The following is a 20,563-nucleotide window of genomic DNA, read 5'->3' on the forward strand; positions in this document are numbered from 1 at the left end:
CGTCCTTCCCCTTTCCTGCCGCTCAGCGTGTAAATGTACCTAAGGATAAGGGGGATGACTGTGAAACTATCATTGCGATTCAAAGTGAGTGCCCTTGTCCTGCTGCTGGTCACGCCGCTGTTCCTCTTTCTCTCCTACACCAATCTCTATTCCACCAACATTGTCCGGGAGAAGGTTGCGAAGTCTGCTTCGGACACGTTGACCCTGCACTTAGGTACTCTCGATGAGCTGCTGGAGCAGACCAGCCATTATCTGCTGCGTACCGCCAATGAGAACATGCTGCTGGAGCTCTATTCGGACAGCGGGCCCGACAGCGTCAATTATTATCTGTCCATCCGTAAGCTGATGGACCAGTGGTACAGCGATGTCAGCTACTACACCATTATCCGCAGTGTCTTCGTCTACCATCAGGACCGGGATGAATTATTCCTCAGCAGCCAGAGAGAGTATTACCAGGAGAAGGAGGTCATTGCCTCCGGGCTGTCTTCACACCTCAAGGCCCCTAATCTCCAGGCCTCCCTGAAGTGGGAGACTGTGACTCTCGGCGGAGAGCCGGTGTTATTCAAGGTGCTGCCGGACAAGAGCGGCCGGCTTCTCATGGGGGTACTGGTCAGTATCGATTCTCTGGCCCAGCCGCTGACCCAGCTGGAGTCTACCGGAGGCAGCGGGCAGGTGGGCATGATCGACAATGACGGTAAATTGCTCTGGGGCCAGTTCGCCAGTGAAGATCTTGCGCTCATCCGCAACCAGCTGGGCCGTCCTGACCGTCCGGTGGATGCCTCGATTCGCCTGAGTAACGGCAATTCGTATTTGCTGATTGACAAGCCTTCGCAGTATTCCAATCTGAATGTCTTCTTCCTGCTTGACGAGAAATCGATTCTGGACGAGCTGCCGATCTTCCAGCGGATCATCAAGGTCATTCCTTTCGTCATTATCCTCGTAATGGTTATTCTGCTGGCTCTGCTCAGCAGGCTGGTGTTCAAGCCTATCCAGCAATTGACCAGCGGGATGCGCATCCTGGGGAAGGGACAGCTGGAATACCGGCTGAAGGATGGCAACAGCAGAGAGTTCCAGATCATTACGATGCAATTCAACCAGATGGCGGAGCAGATCGGTAATCTCAAGATTGATGTGTATGAGGAGCAGATGAAGGTGCAGCAGGCCGAGCTGAAGCATCTTCAGGCGCAGATCAATCCTCATTTTTTCATGAATTCCTTGAATATCGTCTTTCATCTGGTAGAGCTGAAGCAATATGCGCTGATCAAGAAGATGATCGGACATCTGGTCTCCCACTTCCGCTTCATTATGAATACCAATGACGCCTGGATTCCGCTGAGCGGCGAGCTGGGTCATATTCAGAATTATATCGAGATTCAGATGGTCATGTATCCCAACAAGCTGTCTTATGAGGTGCAGCTTCCGCAGGAGCTTGAGTCTACACTGATTCCGCCGCTGCTGATCCAGCCCTTCGTCGAGAATGCGATCAAGCATGGATTCATCAACAATTCGAAGCCCTTCAACGTTGGCATAACCGTCAGTGAAGATGCAGGGGAGAGCGGAAATTCCTGCATTACCATTCAGATCCGCGATTCCGGGCCGGGCTTCTCCGCAGCTCAGCTCGACATGCTCAATCATGGCGTGTATGAGCGCAAGCCGACAGACCGCCATCTGGGAATATGGAACGTATACAGACGCATGCTGATGTTCTATAACAACCGGGCACGGCTTACCTTCCACAATGCTCCAGACGGAGGCGCGGTTGTGGAAATCAGACTACCCGTTCAAAAGGAGCTGTGACGTTCAATGTACAGAGTTCTAATCGTTGACGACCAATACTTCGCCTTGCTCGGCCTCCAGCAGGGGGTGGATTGGAGCGCGCTTAGCGTGTCGGATGTCTGTCTGGCAGAGAATGTGGATCAGGCAATTGCTATTCTTGAGCAGAAGCCCGTAGATCTGCTGATCTGCGATATCGAAATGCCGGGCAGAAACGGCCTTGAGCTGCTGGCCTGGGTGAAGCAATCTGCTCCCGGTACGCTGACGATTATGCTGACCTGCCATGCCGATTTCGAGTATGCCCAGCGCGCGATTTATCACGGTGCCTTCCATTATCTGCTCAAGCCGGTAGACTATGAGGAATTGATGAAGATCTCCCGTGAGGCGCTCGCTGAGATCAGCAAGCAGAAGGAGCAGCAGCAGTTCGAGACCCTGATCCAGGAATACCGGAGACAGTGGGAGCATCAGCTGCCGCTACTGGTGGAACGGTTCTGGCAGGATATTCTCAGCCAGCGGGCGGCGCCCGTGCTGGAATCGCTCACCCTTCCGGCGAACACCTACAATCTGGATCTGCAGCCCGGGGACCGCTACTTCCTAGCTCTGCTGGGGCTGGAGCAGTGGAAGGAGAACCTTAGTGCACGGGATGAGACGATTATGGAATATGCGCTGCGCAATATGGCCGATGAGCTGCTGCTAAGCGGGCTGGAAGGCACCGTGCTGCAGGATCAGGTCGGCCATAATCTGGCGGTCATCTACGTGCGTGGCGATATGAAGGCCGTCCGGCATACGCTGGAGCAGAATGGCCGCACCTTCCTGGATACCTGCGGGCGGCTGCTGCATTGCTCCCTGTCGATCTACATCAGCGCGGGCGTCCCTCTGTCCGGTATCATGAGCGCATATACGGATGTCACTGAACGGGAACAACGCAACCTGAACCGTTCGCGTCAGGTGTTCGGACCGGAGGATCAGGCGTATGGCCGACATCTGCCGCTTGCGCCGGGGCCTCAGGCAGCGCCTATGCACATCTTCGGAGAGTGGGCGACCCTCCTGGAGCTTGGCGAGCTGGAGGAGCTGGAGCGCCGTGTAACCCTGTGGTTCTCGGGCATTGAGCCTGGCCGCTGGACAAGTGAACTGCACCGTCAGCTTATTCACGGCATCCTGTTCATTGTACACACCGTTCTCGCCAAAAAAGGCTTATCCGCACACGCCTCAGCCGAGCTGAAGCCCTTGATGGATAAGGAGAATTATCCGAAGCAGTCCGCTTCGCTCCAGCATTGGGCGCTGGAATGCCTGCGAGCCGTAATGCGCTTATTGCAGACCAGCAATAACGTATCCTCGGCCACAGTCACCAAGATCCGGCAGTATATCCGCTCGCGTCTGAGCGAGGAGATCACCCGGGATGAGCTGGCCGCGTATGTGTACTTGAACCCGGCCTACTTGTCGCGGCTGTTCAAGAAGGAGACCGGGCTGTCGATCTCGGATGTGATCATACAGGAGCGGCTGCAGAAGGCCAAGCAACTGCTGGAGGAGACCGAGCTGAAGATTACCGACATCGCCGAGCAGGTCGGATACACCAGCCTTGGCAGCTTCTCCAACCTGTTCAAGCGGGTCGTCGGCACCACTCCGCAGCAATACCGTGCGCGGAATAGGAAGTGAGCGGGGGCGCGGGGACGTTAGTGACACCAGGAGCACTAGGCATAGGAACCGCTGCGCTAGCACATTCAGCAGACTGATCGCTGCGCCTGCACATTGTGATCGGTTTTCCGATTACATTCGAGCCGATTGCCTCGCGCCTGCACATTGTGATCGGTTTTCCGATTACATTCGAGCCGATTGCCCCACGCCTGCACATTGTGATCGGTTTTTCGATTACATTGGGCCGTCTACCCCGGCACAAGCTTCCCGGCGGTGCAGGCAGATGTCTTTTGCATACCGCCGCCGCGCCCACCATACCTGCCAAACAAAAAGAGCGAGAGGGCTATACGCCCCTTCGCTCTTTTTAACATGCTTTACTTTAACAATTAACTCTTATTACTTAATAATCACGTATTCCAGTCCCACCAGCTTGGCGTAGGTAACGATCTGATCAGTAGTGAGGTTCAGCGATACGACGGTATGGTGTCCGCCACCGTTCTCGATCCATGCTCTGACTCCGTCCTGGAAGTTAGGCTTCACCTGCCACAGTACGCGTGCTACCGGAAGATTCGGAGCTGGAACGGTTGGCTCGAAGGCGGTAACTTCGTTGATCAGCAGCTTGTAATGAGTGCCGAAGTCAGCCATCGATACCACGACACCTTCGCCTGACTTGCCGTCGAAGACGAGACGGGCCGGGTCTTCGCGGTCGCCGATGCCCAGCGGGGACACGATGATCTTCGGCTGGTTGCTGGCCAGGCTCGGATCAACCTCCAGCATGTGGGACTGGAGAATCGCTTCCTGTCCGGCAGCCATTTCGTAAGTGTAATCCTCCATGAACCCGGTGTTCAGGTTGTGGCTCATGACCTTCATCAGGCGGTCCAGGGCCGCAGTCTTCCAGTCCCCTTCACCGGCGAACCCGTAGCCTTGTGCCATCAGGCGCTGAACAGCCAGACCCGGAAGCTGCTTCATGCCGTGCAGATCCTCGAAGTTGGAGGTGAAGGCATTGTAGCCGCCTGCATCCAAGAAGCGCTTAAGGGCAATCTCATAGCTCGCCTGCACCTTCACGCTGGCTTCCCAATCTTCCTTGCTGTACGTGCCATAATCAACGGCATACAGCTTCGTATATTCTGCGAACAGGGCATCGATCTCTTCCTGCTTCACTTCGTTCACATAAGCTACCAGATCGCCGATGCCGAAGTAGTCCACGGTCCAGCCGAACTGGATCTGGGCTTCTACCTTGTCGCCTTCGGTCACGCCAACGTTGCGCATGTTGTCGCCGAAGCGGGCAACCTTGATGTTGAAGCCTTCGTTATAAGCTACGGCAACGTCCATCCATTCTGCAATCTGCTTCTGGACTTCAGCACGTTCCCAGTATCCTACAACGACCTTATTCTGCTTCTTCAGACGGGCATTGATGAAACCATACTCACGGTCGCCATGGGCAGCCTGGTTCAGGTTCATGAAGTCCATGTCAATTGTCGCCCAAGGAATGCTCTCATTATACTGGGTAGCCAGGTGCAGCAGCGGCTTCTGCAGCAGCTTCGTGCCGCGAATCCACATTTTAGCCGGGGAGAAGGTGTGCATCCAGGTGATTACACCGGCAACCTCGTCACGGTAGTTCACTTCTTTCATGATGGAAGTGATTTTGTCTGCGCTAACGGCCAGATCCTGCAATACCAGCGGATAAGGAAGCACTCCGCTATTGTTGAGCGCATCGGTCATTTCCTGAGCATGAGCCTTCACTTCACCCAGCGCTTCATCTCCATACAGGTGCTGCGATCCTACTACGAACCAGAATTGCTTGTCGCTTACTGTTGACATAATATTCATCCTCTTCTCTATTAGTTTGGTAAAAGTCAGTTATTTCTGTCCGTAATACGCGTCCTTGCCGTGCTTGCGCAGGTAGTGCTTGTCCAGAATCCGCTGCGGCAGCTCCTCGGCGAACGTATTCAGCTGGCGGGCGAAGAGATTCATCTTGGACACTTCCTCCAGCACCACACTGTTCATGACAGCGGCGTGGGCATCCTTGCCCCACGTGAACGGCGCATGGCCCTTCAGCAGAACGCCGGGAATCGCCATGACATCCAGCCCCCGCTGTTCAAACGTCTCAATGATCACATGCCCGGTCTCTGCTTCATACCCGCGGTCAATCTCTTCCTGGGTCAGGAACCGTGTGCATGGTACAGAACCATAGAAGGTATCTGCATGTGTCGTCCCCATAACCGGAACATCCAGTCCAGCCTGAGCCCAGATGGTTGCCCATGTGGAATGCGTATGCACGATGCCGCCGATCTCAGCATAATGCTTGTAGAGTACAGCATGAGTGGCTGTATCCGAGGAAGGTCGCATCTCTCCTTCCACCACATTTCCATCGAAGTCCACAACGACCATATCGCTCGGCTTCATTTTATCGTAGCTGACTCCGCTCGGCTTGATGACGAACAGGCTGCTCGCCCGGTCCACCGCGCTCACATTGCCCCAGGTGTATTTGACCAGCCCGTGCTTAGGCAGCTCCAGATTAGCCTCGCATACCTCTTCCTTCAATTGCTCCAGCATGTGTTAATTCCCCCCGTTCTCTACGAGATGATCTACAGCGGCCTGCTCAATCGCCAGACCCGCCGTGTAGCGTTCCATGAACAATTCAAAGCCCTTCACATCTGCCGCAACCGGATGAATAGTCTCGCCTTCGATATCCTTGAAAACCTTCTGGTCGAGGAAATCATCCAGACGCTCCTGCTGCCCTCTATTCTTCATATAAGAAGCCAGAATCGCCATGCCCCATGCGCCGCCTTCTCCGGCTGTTGCCATCACAGAGACCGGCACATTCATCGCAGCAGCTACAATTCTCTGTCCGACTACAGGCGTCTTGAACAAGCCGCCATGCGCCAGAATGCTGTCGATGGACACCTGCTCCTTCAAAGTCAGAATATCCATCCCGATCTTCAGTGCGCCAAAAGCGGAGAACAAATGCGTCCGCATAAAGTTACCCAGCGTGAAGCGGCTCTCCGGCGAACGGACGAACAGCGGCCGTCCCTTGTCCAGCCCGGTAATATTCTCACCCGAGAAATAGCCGTAGCTCAGCAAGCCGCCGCCATCGGCGTCTGCCTCCAGTGCTTTATTGAACAGAACGCTGAACAGCTGCGCCGGATCAACCTTGAAGCCCATCGCCTCCGAGAATTCCCGGAACAAGCCGACCCAGGCGTTGATATCGCTGGAGCAATTGTTGGCATGTACCATTCCCACCGGACTACCATCCGGGGTGGTCACCATGTCAATCTCAGGATATACCGCCGTAAGATCCTTCTCCAGCACGATCATAGCGAATACGGAGGTGCCTACAGAGATATTACCGGTCCGTTTGCGGACACTGTTCGTAGCGACCATTCCTGTTCCGGCATCGCCTTCCGGAGGACAGAGCGGAATGCCTGCCAGCAGGTCCCCGGACTCATCCAGCAGTCTCGCTCCAGCCTCTGTTAACACGCCCGCCTGCTCGCCTGCAGCGTAGACCTTGGGCAGAAGATCACTCAGCTTCCAAGGGTAATTCTTAGCGGCAATCAGCTCATCGAACTGGCTGACCATGGCCGGATGGTAATTCTGCGAAGCTTCATCTATAGGGAAGACCCCGGAGGCATCGCCAATCCCGATCGCCTTGCTGCCGGTCAGCAGCCAATGGATGTATCCGCCCAGCGTCGTTACGAACGTTGCCTGCGGAACATGCTCTTCCCCGTTCAGAATCGCCTGATACAGGTGGGCAATGGTCCAGCGCTCCGGAATATTGAACTGGAACAGCTCTGTTAATTCCTTGGCCGCCGCACCGGTTGTAGCATTGCGCCAGGTCCGGAACGGAACCAGCAGCTCGCCCGTGCTGTCAAAGGCCATATATCCATGCATCATTGCTGAGAATCCGATCGAACCGACAGTAGTAACCGTAATCCCGTATTTCTGTGCAACCTCCTGCTTCATCTCGCGGTAAGCCGCTTGCAGGCCCTTAATAATATCCGTCAAAGGATACGTCCAATATCCGCCTTCCAGCAGGTTCTCCCACTCGTAGCTTCCGGATGCAACCGTCTCGAACTGCTGATCAATCAGGACGGCCTTGATACGTGTGGACCCAAATTCGATACCCAGTGATGTCTCTCCCTTAAGTATCGCTTGCTTGATGTTCTGATCCATGCCCACGTTACTCCTCTCTGAACCAAACTGTGTTACTTACGAATCTAAAGAATGCGCTTCCTTTATGAACAGGTTTAGTATATTTTTTGTTCGTACATTTGTCAATAATATATATAAGATATACCTACAAATTTACCGAGAAATCACCCGTTTTTTATGCAAATCATTATATATAGTAGACACCGGAGGATATTAAGCTTATATTCAAGCTATAATATGTACGTACAACTACAATAATTTATCCATTTCAAATAAGAACAACTATGAAAGAAGTGACCCGTGTGCGAACCAAGTACCAGATCATATTCGATGAACTCAAAAGCAATATCCTGTCCGGCACCTACAGTGTAGGCGAACAAATTCCTACGGAGTCGGCGCTGCAGGAGATGTACGGCGTCAGCCGCCAGACCGTGCGGAAGGCCATTCTGGAACTGTCCAACGAGGGGTTCCTGCGGAGCGAGAAGGGCTCAGGCACCTATGTCAGCCACCAGTTCCGGTCCAAATCCGGGAATGGCGCGGGCAAACGGACCATCGGCGTAATCACCACATACCTCTCCGATTATATTTTCCCCTCCATTATCCGGGGGATTGAAGGCAGGCTCAACGAGGACAACTATTCCCTGCTGCTCGCCAGCACCAATAATGATGTGGCCCAGGAGAAAAAGGCGCTGGAAATGATGCTGTCCTTCGGGGTAGACGGGCTGATTATCGAGCCTACGAAGAGCAATCTGTACAACCCGAACATCGCCTATTACCTGTCGTTCAAGGAGCAGGATGTCCCGTTCATCATGATTAACGCTTATTATGAGGAGCTGGAGGTGCCGTTCTTCTGTCTGGATGATGTACAGTCCAGCTATCTGGCGACCCGGGAGCTGATCTCGAAGGGCCATACCCAGATCGGGATTATCGCCAAAATGGACGATCTCCAAGGCAAATACCGCATGAAAGGCTATATCAAGGCGCTCGGCGAAGCCAAACTGCGCTTCCACCCGGAGCAGGTGCTCTCCTTCGATACGGAATCCAAGTGTGACCTGTCGGCGAACCTCAAGCAATTCCTGAAGGATAACCGGGAGGTGCTGACAGCCCTTGTGTGCTATAACGACGAGGTGGGACTCGAGGTGGTTAACGTCTGCAAGCAGTTGGAGATCTCGATCCCGGAGGAGCTGTCAATCATTGGCCAGGACAATTCCTATATCGCCAAGAACGCAGGCATCAAGCTGACGACCTTAACCCACCCGCAGGAGCAGATGGGCCGGGATGCGGCCGAATGGGTCATTAAGAAGCTTCAGGGTAAAAAGGACCTGAAGAGCAGCACCTACTATCTGCCTGAGCTGATAGAGGGGGAGACGGTGCGGGTGCTGGAACCAGCTCCAGCGGAATAGGATAGTCCGCCCAGAAATAAGCTTAAGCTACACAGACAAACAGCCCTGACCGCTTCATGACCGTTACAGGCCGTGAAGCGGCAGGGCTGTTCTTATTTAATCTGGCAGAACCGGGGGACAGGCTTAGTCCAGCAGCGTAGAGATGCTTATGCTTTCAATCTTAGCGCCCTTGACATGGAACAGAATATAATCCACATAGTTGCTTGGGGCGAACCGGTAGTCATCCTCTTCCTCAGGTGCCCCGTCTCCGGTCAGCTTGCCTTCGGGATAGGCTTTTTTGAGTGTGTCCAGGCTGTCTCCGACCTTGATATTACGGACCGTAGTGTACTTCGGATCGGTAATCTTCATGCTGAAGATGTAGAACTGCTTGCCGTCACCCGAATCAATCGTCTTAATCTCAAGGCCCGGGAAGGTATACGTGTTCTCTGTTCTGCCGATCAGGGTATCCATATTCTTACCGTCATCCAAAGAATACGTGTGCGATTTCTTCGCAGTTGCCTTGCCCAGCATACTCTCCAGCTTAGCATCATCCACAATGTCGGAGAGCGCGATGGTGTGATCCTTATGGACAAAAGCCAGCTCCTTCAGGATCACATTTCCTTCCTTCTCGATGGTTCCCTCCTTGATCGCCTCGGAGCTGCCCGCTGAAGCCGCTGGGGTTGGCTCGGCCGTAGCAGCTTCAGTCGCCGCAGGCTCAGCAGCAGGGGTAGCCGAAGCTTCCGGTGCCGCTGTGGACACCGCTTCAGCTGTAGGTTCTGCCGAAGGGGTAGCCGCCGGAGCGGCCGAATCGGACTGGCATCCGGCCAGAAGTGTCATTAACAATACTGCGGGCAGCAGCAGCGCTGCCGGTTTTTTAAATGTTCCCATAAGTAATCCCTCCATGAATGTACGCGTTTGGCGCGTTGTTTGTTTGGTATGAGGTTAGTATACGAAAACCATTTATTAGTGTAATAACAGAGTTGTATCAGTCTTGTAACGTTAACTAAGCGGCAGATGGATAGAGACGGTAGTTCCGGTTCCGAGCTGGCTCTCTATGCTGAGGTGCCCGCCGAACTTCTCGGCGATCTCCTTACAGATGGATAACCCCAGCCCCGTTCCGCCTGCCGCGCTGGCATTCCGTGCCCGGTAGAAGCGTTCCTGGACGCGGGTAAGTTCATCCGCGCTGATTCCGATGCCCTGATCGCTGATCTGCACGACAGCTTCCTGCTCCCGGACCAAAGTTTCAATGCTTACCCGGGTACGGAGACCGGAGTATTTAATGGCATTGTCCAGTACATTCGCGATCGCATGGGACATCAGCACCTGATTGACATTGACGAAGACCGACGGTCCCTGGCGGATCGTAAGCTCTATCCCCTTACTGTCCGCCTTGACCCTCAATCCGGCGGCTACCCTTGCGGCCAGCTGTGCCAGATCTGTCTTCTCGGCATCGATTCCATCCTGTCCTGCCTTATCGAAGCGTGACAGCATAAGCAGTTCATTGACCAGCCGGGTCAGGCGGTCCGATTCATTCACCAGATGGAAGTAGATCCGCTGCAGCTCCTCATCCTCGTCCTCGCCTTCGTACAAATATTGTGAGAACCCCTTGATCGCAGCGAGCGGCGTCTTCAGCTCATGGGATACATTCGAGACAAACTGCTTCTGATACTGGATATAGTCGCTGAGCTGAATGCCCATCCGGTTCAGGCCCGCAGCAAGCATGCCCAGCTCATCCTTCCGGTTCAGGCGCACCTCCCTGAACTGCTGGTTGGAGAAGCTCTCTGTCGCGCCAAGCAGGTATTTGATCGGCTTCGTCGTATTACGGGCGATGAAAAGACTGGAGAGCGTAATCAGGATAATGAACCCTCCCGCACCGGCGAACAGGATATAGCGGATCTGATCCATCATCGTATAGAAATAAGAGACATCCTCCACGAACTCGTACACATAGCTGTTCTGATAATATTTGTCTTGGATCGGAACTGCGAAGTACAGCAGGTGATCCCCGGAGACCGTGTACGCATAATTACCCTTAAGAGCGTTCTGGATATTCCCGGGGAAAATGACGGGGGTCTTGTTATTAATCACAATCCCGTCAACAGCGAGTCCCAGCAGCTTCTGGCTGCTGTCGTAGATCCGCACCTCCTTGACGGAGGCTTTTAACGTCTCCAGCGCGCTTCTCGCCACCGCCTCCATCTGCCCGGCATCCACCTCTTGTTCGTGCCTGGAGAGCACCTCTCTGAAGGACATCTCGCCCAGATCTGCCTTCTCCATCATTTGCTTCTCTATCGTTACGAAGCTGAAATAGTCAATCGCCTTATTCACCGAAATAATGATAACGGCAAAGGACAGCACCGAGAACAGCAAATACATTAGCACCAGCCGGGTCGCGTATTTCAGGCGGAGCCACCTCCCAGCTGATAACCGAAGCCGTAGACGGTCCTGATATATTTCGGATTCTCGGCATCATCCTCCAGCTTCTTTCTTAAGCGCATAATCGTCATATCCACGCTGCGGCTGTCGCCCATGAAGTCATAGCCCCAGACGATCTCCAGCAGCTCATCCCGGGTATAGATTTTGTCCGGGCGCTTCAGCAGCGTCTCCAGAATTCTGAATTCCTTGGCCGTCAGGGCAACCGGAACGCCGCCCTTCTGCACTACCCGGGTCTCCAGATCGAAGGTCAGCTCCTCATGAGTGATCCGGGTATCTTCAGCATCTGCGGGCAGACCGCTGTTCTGGGCTCTCCGGAGCACCACCTTGATCCGCGCCAGCAGCTCCCGGTTATCGAACGGCTTGGTCATGTAATCCTCGGCCCCCAGCTCAAGTCCCAGGACCTTATCTATAATCTCATTCTTGGCCGACAGCATAATGATGGGAACCGCCTGCCGCTTGGTAATCTCCTTGCACAGGTCATAGCCGGAGCAATCGGGCAGCATCAGATCCAGTACCACCAAATCCGGCTGAAAAGAATCCAGGGCCGTAAGCCCCGCACTTCCGTTCTCCGCAGTCCGCACCTCATAATTCTCTCTGCGGAGCACAAGCTCGATCAGGTCCCGCAGAGCCGCTTCATCATCGATTACGAGAATTTTGTTCATCCGATCCCTCCTCTTCTACCTAATATTAACACCGCGAGAGAACGTTAGACTCTCCGTCACCGTTCGAACCCCCGTGACGATCAATTGTATTCAGTTATTCACACACATTGCGCCCGCGCACCCTGCCCCGGCACATTGTATTCGGTTTTTCGCATTCAATCGGTCCGCCCTGGTGTACAACTAGCCTTGGCTGCTGCCGGACCGCTAGCTATATACTTTTCAAAAATAAACCTTCACAGATAGTTCACCTTGCCCGCTTCTCAACATACCTTGAATAAACCAACTAGAAAGGGGACAAATCAATGTATCTGCTCTGGGTAATCATCGTAGGTGGACTCATCGGCTGGCTAAGCGGCAATCTGATCGGGCGTGATGTTCCGGGAGGCGTACTCGGCAATATAATCGCCGGGTTCATCGGCTCCTGGCTGGGCTCCGAGCTGCTTGGTCCAAGGGGCCCTGTAGTAGGTGGCTTCCACATTGTTCCGGCTATTATCGGCTCCATCGTTGCGCTATTGATCTTCTTTGCCCTGGCCCGCGGCGGCGCCTTCCGGCGTCGTTAATCCTTCCTGACGGCTGCTGCAAAGTCAACACAGAGCCCCTCCTGTTCACCCAGGCAGGGGCCCCTACCATGTCATCCTTACACAATCCTTAGAATCTGCCCTTAGAGTAGAGGGAGAGAAAGGATGATATACTATGCAGGATAATATTCTGGAAATACAGGCTCTATGTAAAAGCTTCAAGCGCCAGACAGCCGTCAACAACGTATCGTTAACTGTTGCACGCAATTCTGTCTACGGGCTGCTTGGTCCGAACGGTGCAGGCAAATCGACCCTGCTCAAAATGATTACCGGCATGCTGCGGCCCGATTCCGGGACCATCCGCTTCCAGGGCCGGGAATGGACCCGAAAGGACTTAAGCCGGATCGGCATATTAATTGAAGCACCGCCGCTGTACGATAATCTGACTGCCCGGGAGAATCTCAAGGTACGCACGCTAGCCCTCGGACTGCCGCAGTCGCGGATCGAAGAAGTGCTTGCTGTTGTCGATCTGACCGCTACCGGGAAGAAACGCGCCGGACAATTCTCCATGGGGATGAAGCAGCGGCTCGGCATCGCGATTGCGCTCTTGAACCAGCCGGAGCTGCTGATTCTGGACGAGCCGACGAACGGGCTGGACCCGATCGGGATTCAGGAGCTGCGGGAGCTGATCCGCTCCTTCCCGGAGCAGGGAATCACCGTCATTCTGTCGAGCCACCTGCTCTCCGAGGTGGAGCAGACGGCTGACCATATCGGCATCATCGCGGGCGGCGTGCTGGGCTATCAGGGGGCGGTCTCCCCGGATCAGGACCTAGAGGCGCTGTTCATGCAGGTCGTAACAGCCCACCGGAGGGAGGGTGCCGCTCATGCTTAATATCATTAGAGCGGAACACCTGAAATGGCGGCGTACCTTCATTCCCAAGCTGGCCTGGATCGCTCCAGTATTCACTCTGTTCTTGTGCGCTGTTCTGATGGGCGGCGGCTTTTTTCAGAGCGGGTCTTATAACTGGTGGTACACGATACTGTTGCCCGGAGCGCTGAGCCTGGTCTGTTCGCTGGCGCTGCAGAAGGACGCGAAGCTGAAATACCGCGGAATACTGGCCTTGCCCTTTACACCGGGAACACTCTGGGCCGGGAAAATCATCGCCTGTGCGTATTGGCTAATGGCTGCGCTCCTCGTGTTCCTGACCGGGGTTACAGCCGGGGGGCTACTGTTCGGACAGACGATTACACTGCTGGGCAGTCTGGCGGGCAGCATATTGATCTTCCTCACCTTCCTGTGGCAGATCCCGCTGTGCCTGTTCCTGGCGGCCCGTCTCGGATTATTCGCAGCGGTCCTGCTGAACCTTGCCGGTACTATTCTAGGTGTAGTTCAATTCGACAAGGGCGGCTTATGGGATTACATCCCCTATACGATTACCTTCAGGCTCATGTGTCCGGTGCTGTCCATCCTGCCGAACGGCCTGCCGGTCCCGGCGGACAGCCCCCTGCGCAGCACGGATATGATTCTTCCGGGTACGCTGGTCTCTCTCGGATGGTTCGCCATCCTGTTCCTGCTCACCACCGTATGGTTCCGTAGACAGGAGGCGAAGTAGCATGAATGCACTTCCGGGTCTGCTCAGGGCCGATCTGCTCAAAATACGGCGCACCCCGTTTCTCCTGATCCATCTGCTGACCCCGCTGATCGGGGCTGCCTTGTTCCTGGCCTACTATTCCATCTCCCCTGCCAGTGAAGCGGGCAAGGTGATGGGGTTCATGCAGGCAGTCGCTTGTGCGTTTCCTACCCTCATCGGGCTGGTCTGTGCAATGGTGGCGGAGCAGGAGGCCGTCTCCGGAGGATTCCAGGGAATGCTGTCTCTGCCTGCGGCCAGAAATACCACCTATGCCAGCAAGCTGCTGCTCCTGCTGGGATTCAGCCTGGGGGCTGTCCTGCTGATCTTCGTCCTGTTCAGCCTGGGCTTTGCCGGAATGCTGGGACAGGACCGGCACGGCATACCCTTTTATCTCACCGGGTCCGTGATCCTGTTCGCAAGCAATATTCTGCTCTATCTGCTTCACTTCGCGCTCAGCCTGCGCTTCGGACGGGGCGTCTCTATCGGCATAGGAATCACGGGAAGCCTGCTCGCTGCCCTGATGCTGACCGGTCTTGGTGATATCCTCTGGCCGTATATCCCCTTCGCCTGGGGCGGCCGTTTCCTCTCCCTGCTGGAGATTCAGCATTCGGGAGGCTTGCCGCCTTTTGCCGAAACGAGATTGGCCACCGGCGTATCCATCTGCATAGTAGCAACGATAGCTGCCGGACTCCTCAGTATGTTATGGTTCTACAAGTGGGAGGGCCGCTCTGCGGATAACTAGCCTCCAAATCTGTAAATGAAGGAATTAATATTATGGCCAAAATACTTGTGGTAGACGACGAACCCGCCATCCTGTCCCTGATAGCCAACGCACTCAGTACCGACCGCCATCTGGTAACCACCTTCTCTGATTCCACGCTGGTGCGCGGGACCGACCTCGGTGCATATGACCTGATTCTGCTGGATGTGATGATGCCCGGTGTGGACGGCTTCACCCTGTGCCGGGAGATCCGCACGGCGGTGGATTGTCCCATTCTTTTTTTGACGGCGAAGACGCTGGAAAGTGACCTGATGTACGGACTGGGACTGGGGGCGGATGATTATATTATGAAGCCCTTCGGCATAGGTGCGCTGCGGGCGCGGATCAACGCTCATCTGCGGCGGGAGAACCGGGAGAAGCGCAACATTCTGTATATGGACCCTGTACGCTTCAACCTCTCCGGTAAAGAGCTGTACGCCCGGGAGGACAAGGTGCCGCTGACCAAAAGTGAATATGAAATCTGCGAGTTTCTGGCCCGCCACCGCGGTCAGGTCTTCTCCAAAGAGAATATCTATGAAGGGGTCTTCGGATATGACGGGGAGAGTGACAGCAGTGCCATTACGGAGCATGTCAAGAACATCCGCGCCAAGCTGGGCCGGTACGGGCTTGAGGCCATTGAAACCATCTGGGGGATCGGATATAAGTGGAAGCTGTAAAACAACGCAAAACCGTGCGGCTGCGCACCTTTTTTCTGCACTACCTGCTGCTGTTGAGCCTCGGTACCGTTCTGCTGCTGGGAGTATTGGTTGGCGCATTCACACTGGCGTTCGCCCGGGGGGCGCTGCTGCCTGCCAACTATGACGAGAAGGAAATCGCCCAGTTCAAGCAGCAGCTGGCTGCGGGCGGAGCGGATAAGTCCCCCCTGGTCCCGGGCCGGCTGGAGTACACCGTATTCACCTTGGACGGGAAGCCGCTGGCCGGCAATCTGACGGCTAAAGAGTCGAAGCAAGCCTGGAGAATTGTCCAGGAGGGGAACAACAGAAGCTCCTACTACTACACCACCGCTGAGCATGGGCAGAAGCTGTGGATCTTCCGTTATATCTTGACGCCGCAGTACGCTTCTCCATTGCTGCGCAGCTCGTTGCCGAACCCCCAGCTGCTTGCCCCCGCGCTCTTCGTGCTCGTTTTCCTGCTGATGGCCGCCCTGCTCGCGGCCAGGTTCGGCCGGAAGCTCTCGGAGCGGATGACCGGGCTGCAGGAAGCGACCGATAATATCCGGCGCGAGAATCTGGAGTTCACCGTCCAGCCCAGCGGCATCCGGGAGATTGACGAGGTATTGGGCTCCCTGGACCGGATGAAGGATGCCCTGCAGACTTCACTGGAGAAGCAGTGGGAGCTGGAACGCTCCCGCAGGGAGCAGATCTCCGCGCTGGCCCACGACATCAAGACGCCGCTGACCATTATCCGGGGCAACGCTGAACTGCTGCAGGAGATTGTAGAGACTGAGCCGCAGCGTGAATACAGCGGCTATATCCGCCGCAGCGCCGAAGACATTGAAGCCTTCGTGCAGGAGGTCATTGACTTGTCCAGCCTGCAGGCCGGCTCATCCCGCCAGCAGACACGGGTCCCGGCGGCAGAGATCATGGCCGAGCTGGAGCTGCAAATGAAGGCCCTGGCTGCGGGCAGGGACCTGCGGACCTCTGTCCGGCATGAGAAGCTGCCGGAATTCCTGTACATCCACAAGGAGCTGCTGCTGCGGGGAATCATGAACCTGATCGCCAATGCGGCCGAGCACACCCCGCCCGGTGGAAGCATTGCCCTGCTCGTCCAGGGTGAAGCGGCGGCGGTTCAGTTCACGGTTACCGATACCGGCAGCGGCTTCTCAGCGGCCGACCTCCGGGAGGCGACTAACCAATTCTACCGGGGCGATCCGAGCCGCAGTTCCGGGGATCACCACGGAATGGGGCTCTATATTGCGAGGTCTGTGGCCGAGCAGCACGGAGGCAGTCTGAGCCTCAGCAACGCCGCACCCTCCGGGGGCGGGAAGGTCACGATGCGCATTGCCGCGCCTGAGCAGCAGCCCAGCCAAGTGGAAACGGCTTTGCCGTCCTTTTGAAGGACGGTACCGTTTCAGCGAGAAATAGAAGGATAATGTATAGCGTGAAACCTATACATTCTTATATTTCAAGGGATAAACTGAATGCCGCCTGTGGTCAGGCGGCGTTCAGTCCCAGCTTACTTTTCAGCTCCGGATAGATCCGGCCATACAGCTTCCGCCGCAGTACTGAATGGTACAAGGCCAGCACCAGCGTCACCACGATCAGCGCGGCGGGTACGAGATACAGCACCGGATGATCCACGAAATAGCCGAACACATCATAACCCCGGTTGATATACCGGCCGTAGATCGCGGCGATGGCAACCACCAGCAGCACCGGCAGGGCAAACAGACCGGACAGGATGTTGACCTTTTTCATCTTTTTGTAGGTGGATTGAAACGCCCTTTCACCCTGGGCTTCTTCGAGCAGCATGACTTGCTTATCGAAGGAGTCGCTTTTGCGCACCGGCATCTTGGATTGTGTAATGTAGTTGTGCAGCACATCCAATTCATGGCTGAATTCCATTGTTCTTAATATTGCTCTGCCTGCGTTCATGGATGATTCCTCCTAATTAAAAATCCAGACTTCTCCCCAGTTCCGCTGATACAAGCGGCGGGAGGGGGTGTGTTCCGTTTGCTCTGTGTACAGGTTGGTCGCCGTTATAAGCGCAGCCATCTTGTCCAGGAAGACCGCCTTCGGCAGTTCCTGGCCGATAATTAACTCGTAGACTTGCTGAAATTCGGCCAAGGTGAATTGCTCAGGCATTAAGAGCAGCGCGATTCCGGTTCTCTCCGTCTCCTGGCGCAGCCGTTCCATGGCATAGGCAATGATCCTCGCGTGATCAAAAGCAAGTCCGTCATTGGACAAGACGGCATATTGCACCGAACTGGACGCCGGTGCCGCTGTCACCGTCTGTTCGATCACCGCAGTCAGCGCTTGGCCTGCGGCCTCCAGCCGAAGCTCATAGGTACGGGTGCGTATGCAGCCCGGCTCCAGCAGCTCTTTATGCTCCTGCCGAAGCTGGTAGCTTACCTTGAACCAGGCCGCAGCCTCGGCATCATCCCCTGCCTCTAATTGGATACGGCGGCTGTCGACCAACGCCATATAGCTGCTGCTGATCACCCATGTACGGGGATCGCGCCCGGGGTCAGAGAAGGTGCGAAGCTGCTCCAGATACGCACCGGTAACACCGGTCTCCTCCTCCAGCTCGCGTGCGGCCGCCTGATCCGTGGTCTCGTCCGGCTGGGCGAAGCCGCCCGGAAGCGCCCATTTGCCGAGGCAAGGGTGCCCGCCTCTGCGGATCAGCAGGAGGTGCAGCTCCTTCGCCGCAGCCACGGTTACATGGTCTGCCTCTGCATCCATGGCGGTGAAGATCACCATATCCGTAGCCACTGAAGGCCGCACATAATCCCCAGGCCGGTACTGTTCCAGGAATTCTTGTTCTGTAAGTCCGTTACCATCTCTCAATTCCACTCTCTCCGCCTCCTTCTGTCTCTTGCTCAATGCTCCAGCTCTCCGAAATAGTTCCCGTACGGCTTGAACTTTGCCAGTACACTGTCCACCTTGCTTATACGTTCCGTAAGCGCGCCCCTCAGGGTAATATAGGGAATCCGCCGCTCCTTCAGATCTGCGATAATCTGCTGGTGGAACACCTGCCGCTTCTGATCCCCGCTGCGGTCCCACGTATCGTCATATGGAATATCATCGTCGCACAGGAAGAACAGGTCGTAGCGCTGCGCATTCTCCAGGGCCAGCCGGGTCAGCAGCTCAGGTGCCTTCCCATGGTAATCCAGCGCATACATATACGTGGTGATCGCATTCGTATCGACGAATAAATACCTATTGGCCTCAAGCAGCGCCTGCTCTTCCCGCTCCAGATGCCCTACCGCAATCTCGTCAAAAGCCTCCAGCCCAATCCGCCGGTCCACCTGATGCTCCGTCCAGTAATCACGCCCGTATTCGCTGGCGAAGGACGTGCCGTACTTCCGGGCAAGCGCTTCGGTGATCGTCGACTTGCCGGTAGACATCGCCCCTACGAACACGACCTTCGTAATCAAATCGCGGTACACAATCCCGCTTACATAATCACGGTATTTGTAGGGGTCCGAACGGACCATCGTGGCCGATACAGGCACCTGCACCCTCGCCTCATCCACCCGCCGGTCAATAGCGCCCAGCGCCAGGCTCATATGCTCTCCATAGAATTCACTCGAATAAAAATGAGTCACCTGTTCGCCCTTCAGCAGCCCGAGAATATACTGCTCCTCCCGGATCTCATGCTCCCTGTCATCCGAATATCCGTCCGGCCCGTCCCAGGCCTCGATTACCCGGACCGCAGGATAGAGCTTGCGAATCCAGTTAGCCCTAACCTGCAGCGGAACCGGAGAGACGGTCGTCTCATAGATCACTACAATCAGTTCGTCAACCTCCCGCAGCGCCGTCTCGAACATGAACTGATGCCCTTTATGCAGCGGAGCGAACTTCCCGAGTGTTAATCCAAGTGTCTTCATGACAGCGCCTCCTTAGCCCCTTTATTCCAGTTGTAGTAGCCGTAGACCGCGTTGATCAGATAGGCGCTCCACATGACAATCATCAGCAGACCCTCCCCGCTGCCTTCCAGCGTCCGGATCACCCAGAGCAGCACGGTGAACATATTCAGCACAATATAGACCAGCCACTGCTCCTTGAAACGCCGTACCATCAGGATCGTTGCCACTACCGATAACACGGTAGTCAGAGCATCGATATAAGGTGAATTCTGCGCAGGAATGAACGATAAGCCGAAGCCCAGCAGCAGCACCCCCGCCACACAGACTGCAATGGTGAGCAGAATGCCCCTCGTCTCCATTTGGCGCATGGACAGTTTGCCGCCCTGAATATTTCTTTTCCACATATAAAAGCCTACAATATTCATGGGCACAAAGAATAGCAGATTCAGCATAACCTCGCCAAATAATCCGTTGATATAGGCCAGATAAGCATAACCAAAAGTATTATACATCCCGAATCCATAGCTCGCCAGCTTCCCCTTCGCCGTCAGCACCACGCATAGTACCCCGGTGATGAAGACCGTGAACCCGAAGAGCGAATCCTTGGAGATCACCGTAAAAACAACCGCAATCAGCGTAAATATCACCAGCCAGGCGAGTTCAAACCCGCTCCAGTTGCCGGGTGCCTTCTTCATGCTCATCCCTCCGATTCCTCTGCTTCCCGCAAAACAAATTACTTATTAACTTATTAACTAATTGATAATTACATTTTGTTAATATCAAGATAACAGAATTTATATCCGGATGCAAGCATTACATTCCACAATTCACATCAGAGATCCGCACGGAAAGGGAGGACAACCATGAAGATCAGACAATTGAAACTGATAACAGTCACTTGGAGGATATGAAGACATTCTATAGCGAAGTCCTCCAGATGCCGGTAATTGAAGAGGGCGATACTTCTCCGGGCTCTGGCAACGCAAGCAGCTCTATTTCCGGGACCCGCAAGGCAACATTCTGGAATTATACCCTCCGGTGAGAGGTCTGCTTGCAAAATGATGCAGA

At 55.0% G+C, this 20,563-nt stretch carries 20 protein-coding genes; 10 read left to right on the plus strand and 10 right to left on the minus strand.

Annotated features, from left to right (window positions below):
* Positions 1–60 precede the first annotated feature (60 nt).
* Together NYE24_RS18805 and NYE24_RS18810 are read left to right on the plus strand one after the other, a co-directional pair.
* Complete coding sequence (locus tag NYE24_RS18805) at positions 61–1,797, plus strand: histidine kinase (protein WP_342476389.1); 1,737 nt, start codon at positions 61–63, stop codon at positions 1,795–1,797.
* A gap of 6 nt (positions 1,798–1,803) precedes the next feature.
* A complete protein-coding gene (locus NYE24_RS18810) occupies positions 1,804–3,429 on the plus strand; it encodes a helix-turn-helix domain-containing protein (RefSeq protein ID WP_342476390.1) in 1,626 nt (541 codons plus the stop codon).
* A gap of 375 nt (positions 3,430–3,804) precedes the next feature.
* On the opposite strand, the gene araA is transcribed toward NYE24_RS18810, so the two are convergent.
* The 3 genes from araA to NYE24_RS18825 are packed head-to-tail and all read right to left on the minus strand — an operon-like array spanning position 3,805 to position 7,581.
* A complete protein-coding gene (gene araA, locus NYE24_RS18815) occupies positions 3,805–5,229 on the minus strand; it encodes an L-arabinose isomerase (protein ID WP_342476391.1) in 1,425 nt (474 codons plus the stop codon).
* A 39-nt stretch (positions 5,230–5,268) separates the two neighbouring features.
* A complete protein-coding gene (locus tag NYE24_RS18820) occupies positions 5,269–5,964 on the minus strand; it encodes an L-ribulose-5-phosphate 4-epimerase (protein WP_036691678.1) in 696 nt (231 codons plus the stop codon).
* 3 nt (positions 5,965–5,967) lie between these two features.
* Positions 5,968–7,581: an FGGY-family carbohydrate kinase gene (locus NYE24_RS18825; protein ID WP_342476392.1), complete on the minus strand. Its 1,614-nt coding sequence runs from the start codon at positions 7,579–7,581 to the stop codon at positions 5,968–5,970.
* Positions 7,582–7,862: 281 nt separating this feature from the next.
* Here NYE24_RS18825 and NYE24_RS18830 point away from each other — a divergent pair, with 281 nt between their 5' ends.
* Positions 7,863–8,963 (plus strand): GntR family transcriptional regulator, encoded by a 1,101-nt coding sequence (locus tag NYE24_RS18830; RefSeq protein ID WP_342479263.1) that lies wholly within the window; start codon positions 7,863–7,865, stop codon positions 8,961–8,963.
* 123 nt (positions 8,964–9,086) lie between these two features.
* Here NYE24_RS18830 and NYE24_RS18835 read toward each other — a convergent pair whose 3' ends face one another.
* From NYE24_RS18835 to NYE24_RS18845, 3 genes are all read right to left on the minus strand, one after another.
* Positions 9,087–9,830, minus strand: a complete 744-nt coding sequence (locus tag NYE24_RS18835) for a hypothetical protein (RefSeq protein ID WP_342476393.1) — start codon at positions 9,828–9,830, stop codon at positions 9,087–9,089.
* Positions 9,831–9,941: 111 nt separating this feature from the next.
* The gene (locus NYE24_RS18840; protein WP_342476394.1) at positions 9,942–11,315 is read right to left on the minus strand and encodes a HAMP domain-containing sensor histidine kinase; all 1,374 of its coding nucleotides are present in this window, start codon (positions 11,313–11,315) and stop codon (positions 9,942–9,944) included.
* Positions 11,316–11,338: 23 nt separating this feature from the next.
* Positions 11,339–12,037 (minus strand): response regulator transcription factor, encoded by a 699-nt coding sequence (locus NYE24_RS18845; protein ID WP_036691670.1) that lies wholly within the window; start codon positions 12,035–12,037, stop codon positions 11,339–11,341.
* A 302-nt stretch (positions 12,038–12,339) separates the two neighbouring features.
* Here NYE24_RS18845 and NYE24_RS18850 point away from each other — a divergent pair, with 302 nt between their 5' ends.
* From NYE24_RS18850 to NYE24_RS18875, 6 genes are all read left to right on the plus strand, one after another.
* Positions 12,340–12,597: a GlsB/YeaQ/YmgE family stress response membrane protein gene (locus tag NYE24_RS18850; protein WP_036691667.1), complete on the plus strand. Its 258-nt coding sequence runs from the start codon at positions 12,340–12,342 to the stop codon at positions 12,595–12,597.
* A gap of 133 nt (positions 12,598–12,730) precedes the next feature.
* Positions 12,731–13,447 carry a lantibiotic protection ABC transporter ATP-binding protein gene (locus tag NYE24_RS18855; RefSeq protein ID WP_036691664.1) on the plus strand — a complete coding sequence of 239 codons (717 nt, stop codon included), beginning with the start codon at positions 12,731–12,733 and terminating at the stop codon, positions 13,445–13,447.
* The gene (locus NYE24_RS18860; protein WP_341183360.1) at positions 13,440–14,168 is read left to right on the plus strand and encodes a lantibiotic immunity ABC transporter MutE/EpiE family permease subunit; all 729 of its coding nucleotides are present in this window, start codon (positions 13,440–13,442) and stop codon (positions 14,166–14,168) included. The genes NYE24_RS18855 and NYE24_RS18860 overlap by 8 nt, the downstream gene beginning before the upstream one ends.
* Position 14,169: 1 nt before the next feature.
* Positions 14,170–14,928 (plus strand): lantibiotic immunity ABC transporter MutG family permease subunit, encoded by a 759-nt coding sequence (locus NYE24_RS18865; RefSeq protein ID WP_036691659.1) that lies wholly within the window; start codon positions 14,170–14,172, stop codon positions 14,926–14,928.
* A gap of 32 nt (positions 14,929–14,960) precedes the next feature.
* Positions 14,961–15,623, plus strand: a complete 663-nt coding sequence (locus NYE24_RS18870) for a response regulator transcription factor (RefSeq protein WP_036691656.1) — start codon at positions 14,961–14,963, stop codon at positions 15,621–15,623.
* Positions 15,611–17,023, plus strand: coding sequence for a HAMP domain-containing sensor histidine kinase (locus NYE24_RS18875; protein ID WP_342476395.1), 1,413 nt, complete (start codon positions 15,611–15,613; stop codon positions 17,021–17,023). Before NYE24_RS18870 ends, NYE24_RS18875 begins: the two co-directional genes overlap by 13 nt.
* 97 nt (positions 17,024–17,120) lie before the next feature.
* Here the strand turns inward: NYE24_RS18875 and NYE24_RS18880 are convergent, their stop codons facing one another.
* Genes NYE24_RS18880 through pnuC form a run of 4 tightly spaced genes read right to left on the minus strand, consistent with a single transcriptional unit; the run spans position 17,121 to position 20,190 of the window.
* Positions 17,121–17,561, minus strand: a complete 441-nt coding sequence (locus tag NYE24_RS18880) for a DUF6097 family protein (protein ID WP_036691654.1) — start codon at positions 17,559–17,561, stop codon at positions 17,121–17,123.
* Positions 17,562–17,573: 12 nt separating this feature from the next.
* Positions 17,574–18,479, minus strand: coding sequence for an NUDIX hydrolase (locus NYE24_RS18885; RefSeq protein ID WP_036691756.1), 906 nt, complete (start codon positions 18,477–18,479; stop codon positions 17,574–17,576).
* A gap of 26 nt (positions 18,480–18,505) precedes the next feature.
* Positions 18,506–19,516, minus strand: a complete 1,011-nt coding sequence (locus NYE24_RS18890) for an AAA family ATPase (RefSeq protein ID WP_036691651.1) — start codon at positions 19,514–19,516, stop codon at positions 18,506–18,508.
* Positions 19,513–20,190: a nicotinamide riboside transporter PnuC gene (pnuC, locus tag NYE24_RS18895; protein WP_342476396.1), complete on the minus strand. Its 678-nt coding sequence runs from the start codon at positions 20,188–20,190 to the stop codon at positions 19,513–19,515. The genes NYE24_RS18890 and pnuC overlap by 4 nt, the downstream gene beginning before the upstream one ends.
* Positions 20,191–20,402: 212 nt before the next feature.
* Here pnuC and NYE24_RS18900 point away from each other — a divergent pair, with 212 nt between their 5' ends.
* On the plus strand, positions 20,403–20,537 hold the full coding sequence (locus tag NYE24_RS18900) for a hypothetical protein (protein ID WP_268748795.1): 135 nt from the start codon (positions 20,403–20,405) through the stop codon (positions 20,535–20,537).
* Positions 20,538–20,563: the final 26 nt, after the last annotated feature.

It is taken from the genome of Paenibacillus sp. FSL H7-0350 (genome assembly GCF_038593195.1).
GTDB lineage: Bacteria > Bacillota > Bacilli > Paenibacillales > Paenibacillaceae > Paenibacillus_AQ.

Bases quoted from the DNA above. Each gene is read 5' to 3' on its own strand.
- NYE24_RS18810 (WP_342476390.1), top strand. From the start codon at position 1,804: ATGTACAGAGTTCTAATCGTTGACGACCAATACTTCGCCTTGCTCGGC.
- araA (WP_342476391.1), bottom strand. From the start codon at position 5,229: ATGTCAACAGTAAGCGACAAGCAATTCTGGTTCGTAGTAGGATCGCAG.
- NYE24_RS18820 (WP_036691678.1), bottom strand. From the start codon at position 5,964: ATGCTGGAGCAATTGAAGGAAGAGGTATGCGAGGCTAATCTGGAGCTG.
- NYE24_RS18825 (WP_342476392.1), bottom strand. From the start codon at position 7,581: ATGGATCAGAACATCAAGCAAGCGATACTTAAGGGAGAGACATCACTG.
- NYE24_RS18835 (WP_342476393.1), bottom strand. From the start codon at position 9,830: ATGGGAACATTTAAAAAACCGGCAGCGCTGCTGCTGCCCGCAGTATTG.
- NYE24_RS18840 (WP_342476394.1), bottom strand. From the start codon at position 11,315: ATGTATTTGCTGTTCTCGGTGCTGTCCTTTGCCGTTATCATTATTTCG.
- NYE24_RS18845 (WP_036691670.1), bottom strand. From the start codon at position 12,037: ATGAACAAAATTCTCGTAATCGATGATGAAGCGGCTCTGCGGGACCTG.
- NYE24_RS18850 (WP_036691667.1), top strand. From the start codon at position 12,340: ATGTATCTGCTCTGGGTAATCATCGTAGGTGGACTCATCGGCTGGCTA.
- NYE24_RS18855 (WP_036691664.1), top strand. From the start codon at position 12,731: ATGCAGGATAATATTCTGGAAATACAGGCTCTATGTAAAAGCTTCAAG.
- NYE24_RS18860 (WP_341183360.1), top strand. From the start codon at position 13,440: ATGCTTAATATCATTAGAGCGGAACACCTGAAATGGCGGCGTACCTTC.
- NYE24_RS18865 (WP_036691659.1), top strand. From the start codon at position 14,170: ATGAATGCACTTCCGGGTCTGCTCAGGGCCGATCTGCTCAAAATACGG.
- NYE24_RS18870 (WP_036691656.1), top strand. From the start codon at position 14,961: ATGGCCAAAATACTTGTGGTAGACGACGAACCCGCCATCCTGTCCCTG.
- NYE24_RS18880 (WP_036691654.1), bottom strand. From the start codon at position 17,561: ATGAACGCAGGCAGAGCAATATTAAGAACAATGGAATTCAGCCATGAA.
- NYE24_RS18890 (WP_036691651.1), bottom strand. From the start codon at position 19,516: ATGAAGACACTTGGATTAACACTCGGGAAGTTCGCTCCGCTGCATAAA.
- pnuC (WP_342476396.1), bottom strand. From the start codon at position 20,190: ATGAAGAAGGCACCCGGCAACTGGAGCGGGTTTGAACTCGCCTGGCTG.
- NYE24_RS18900 (WP_268748795.1), top strand. From the start codon at position 20,403: ATGAAGACATTCTATAGCGAAGTCCTCCAGATGCCGGTAATTGAAGAG.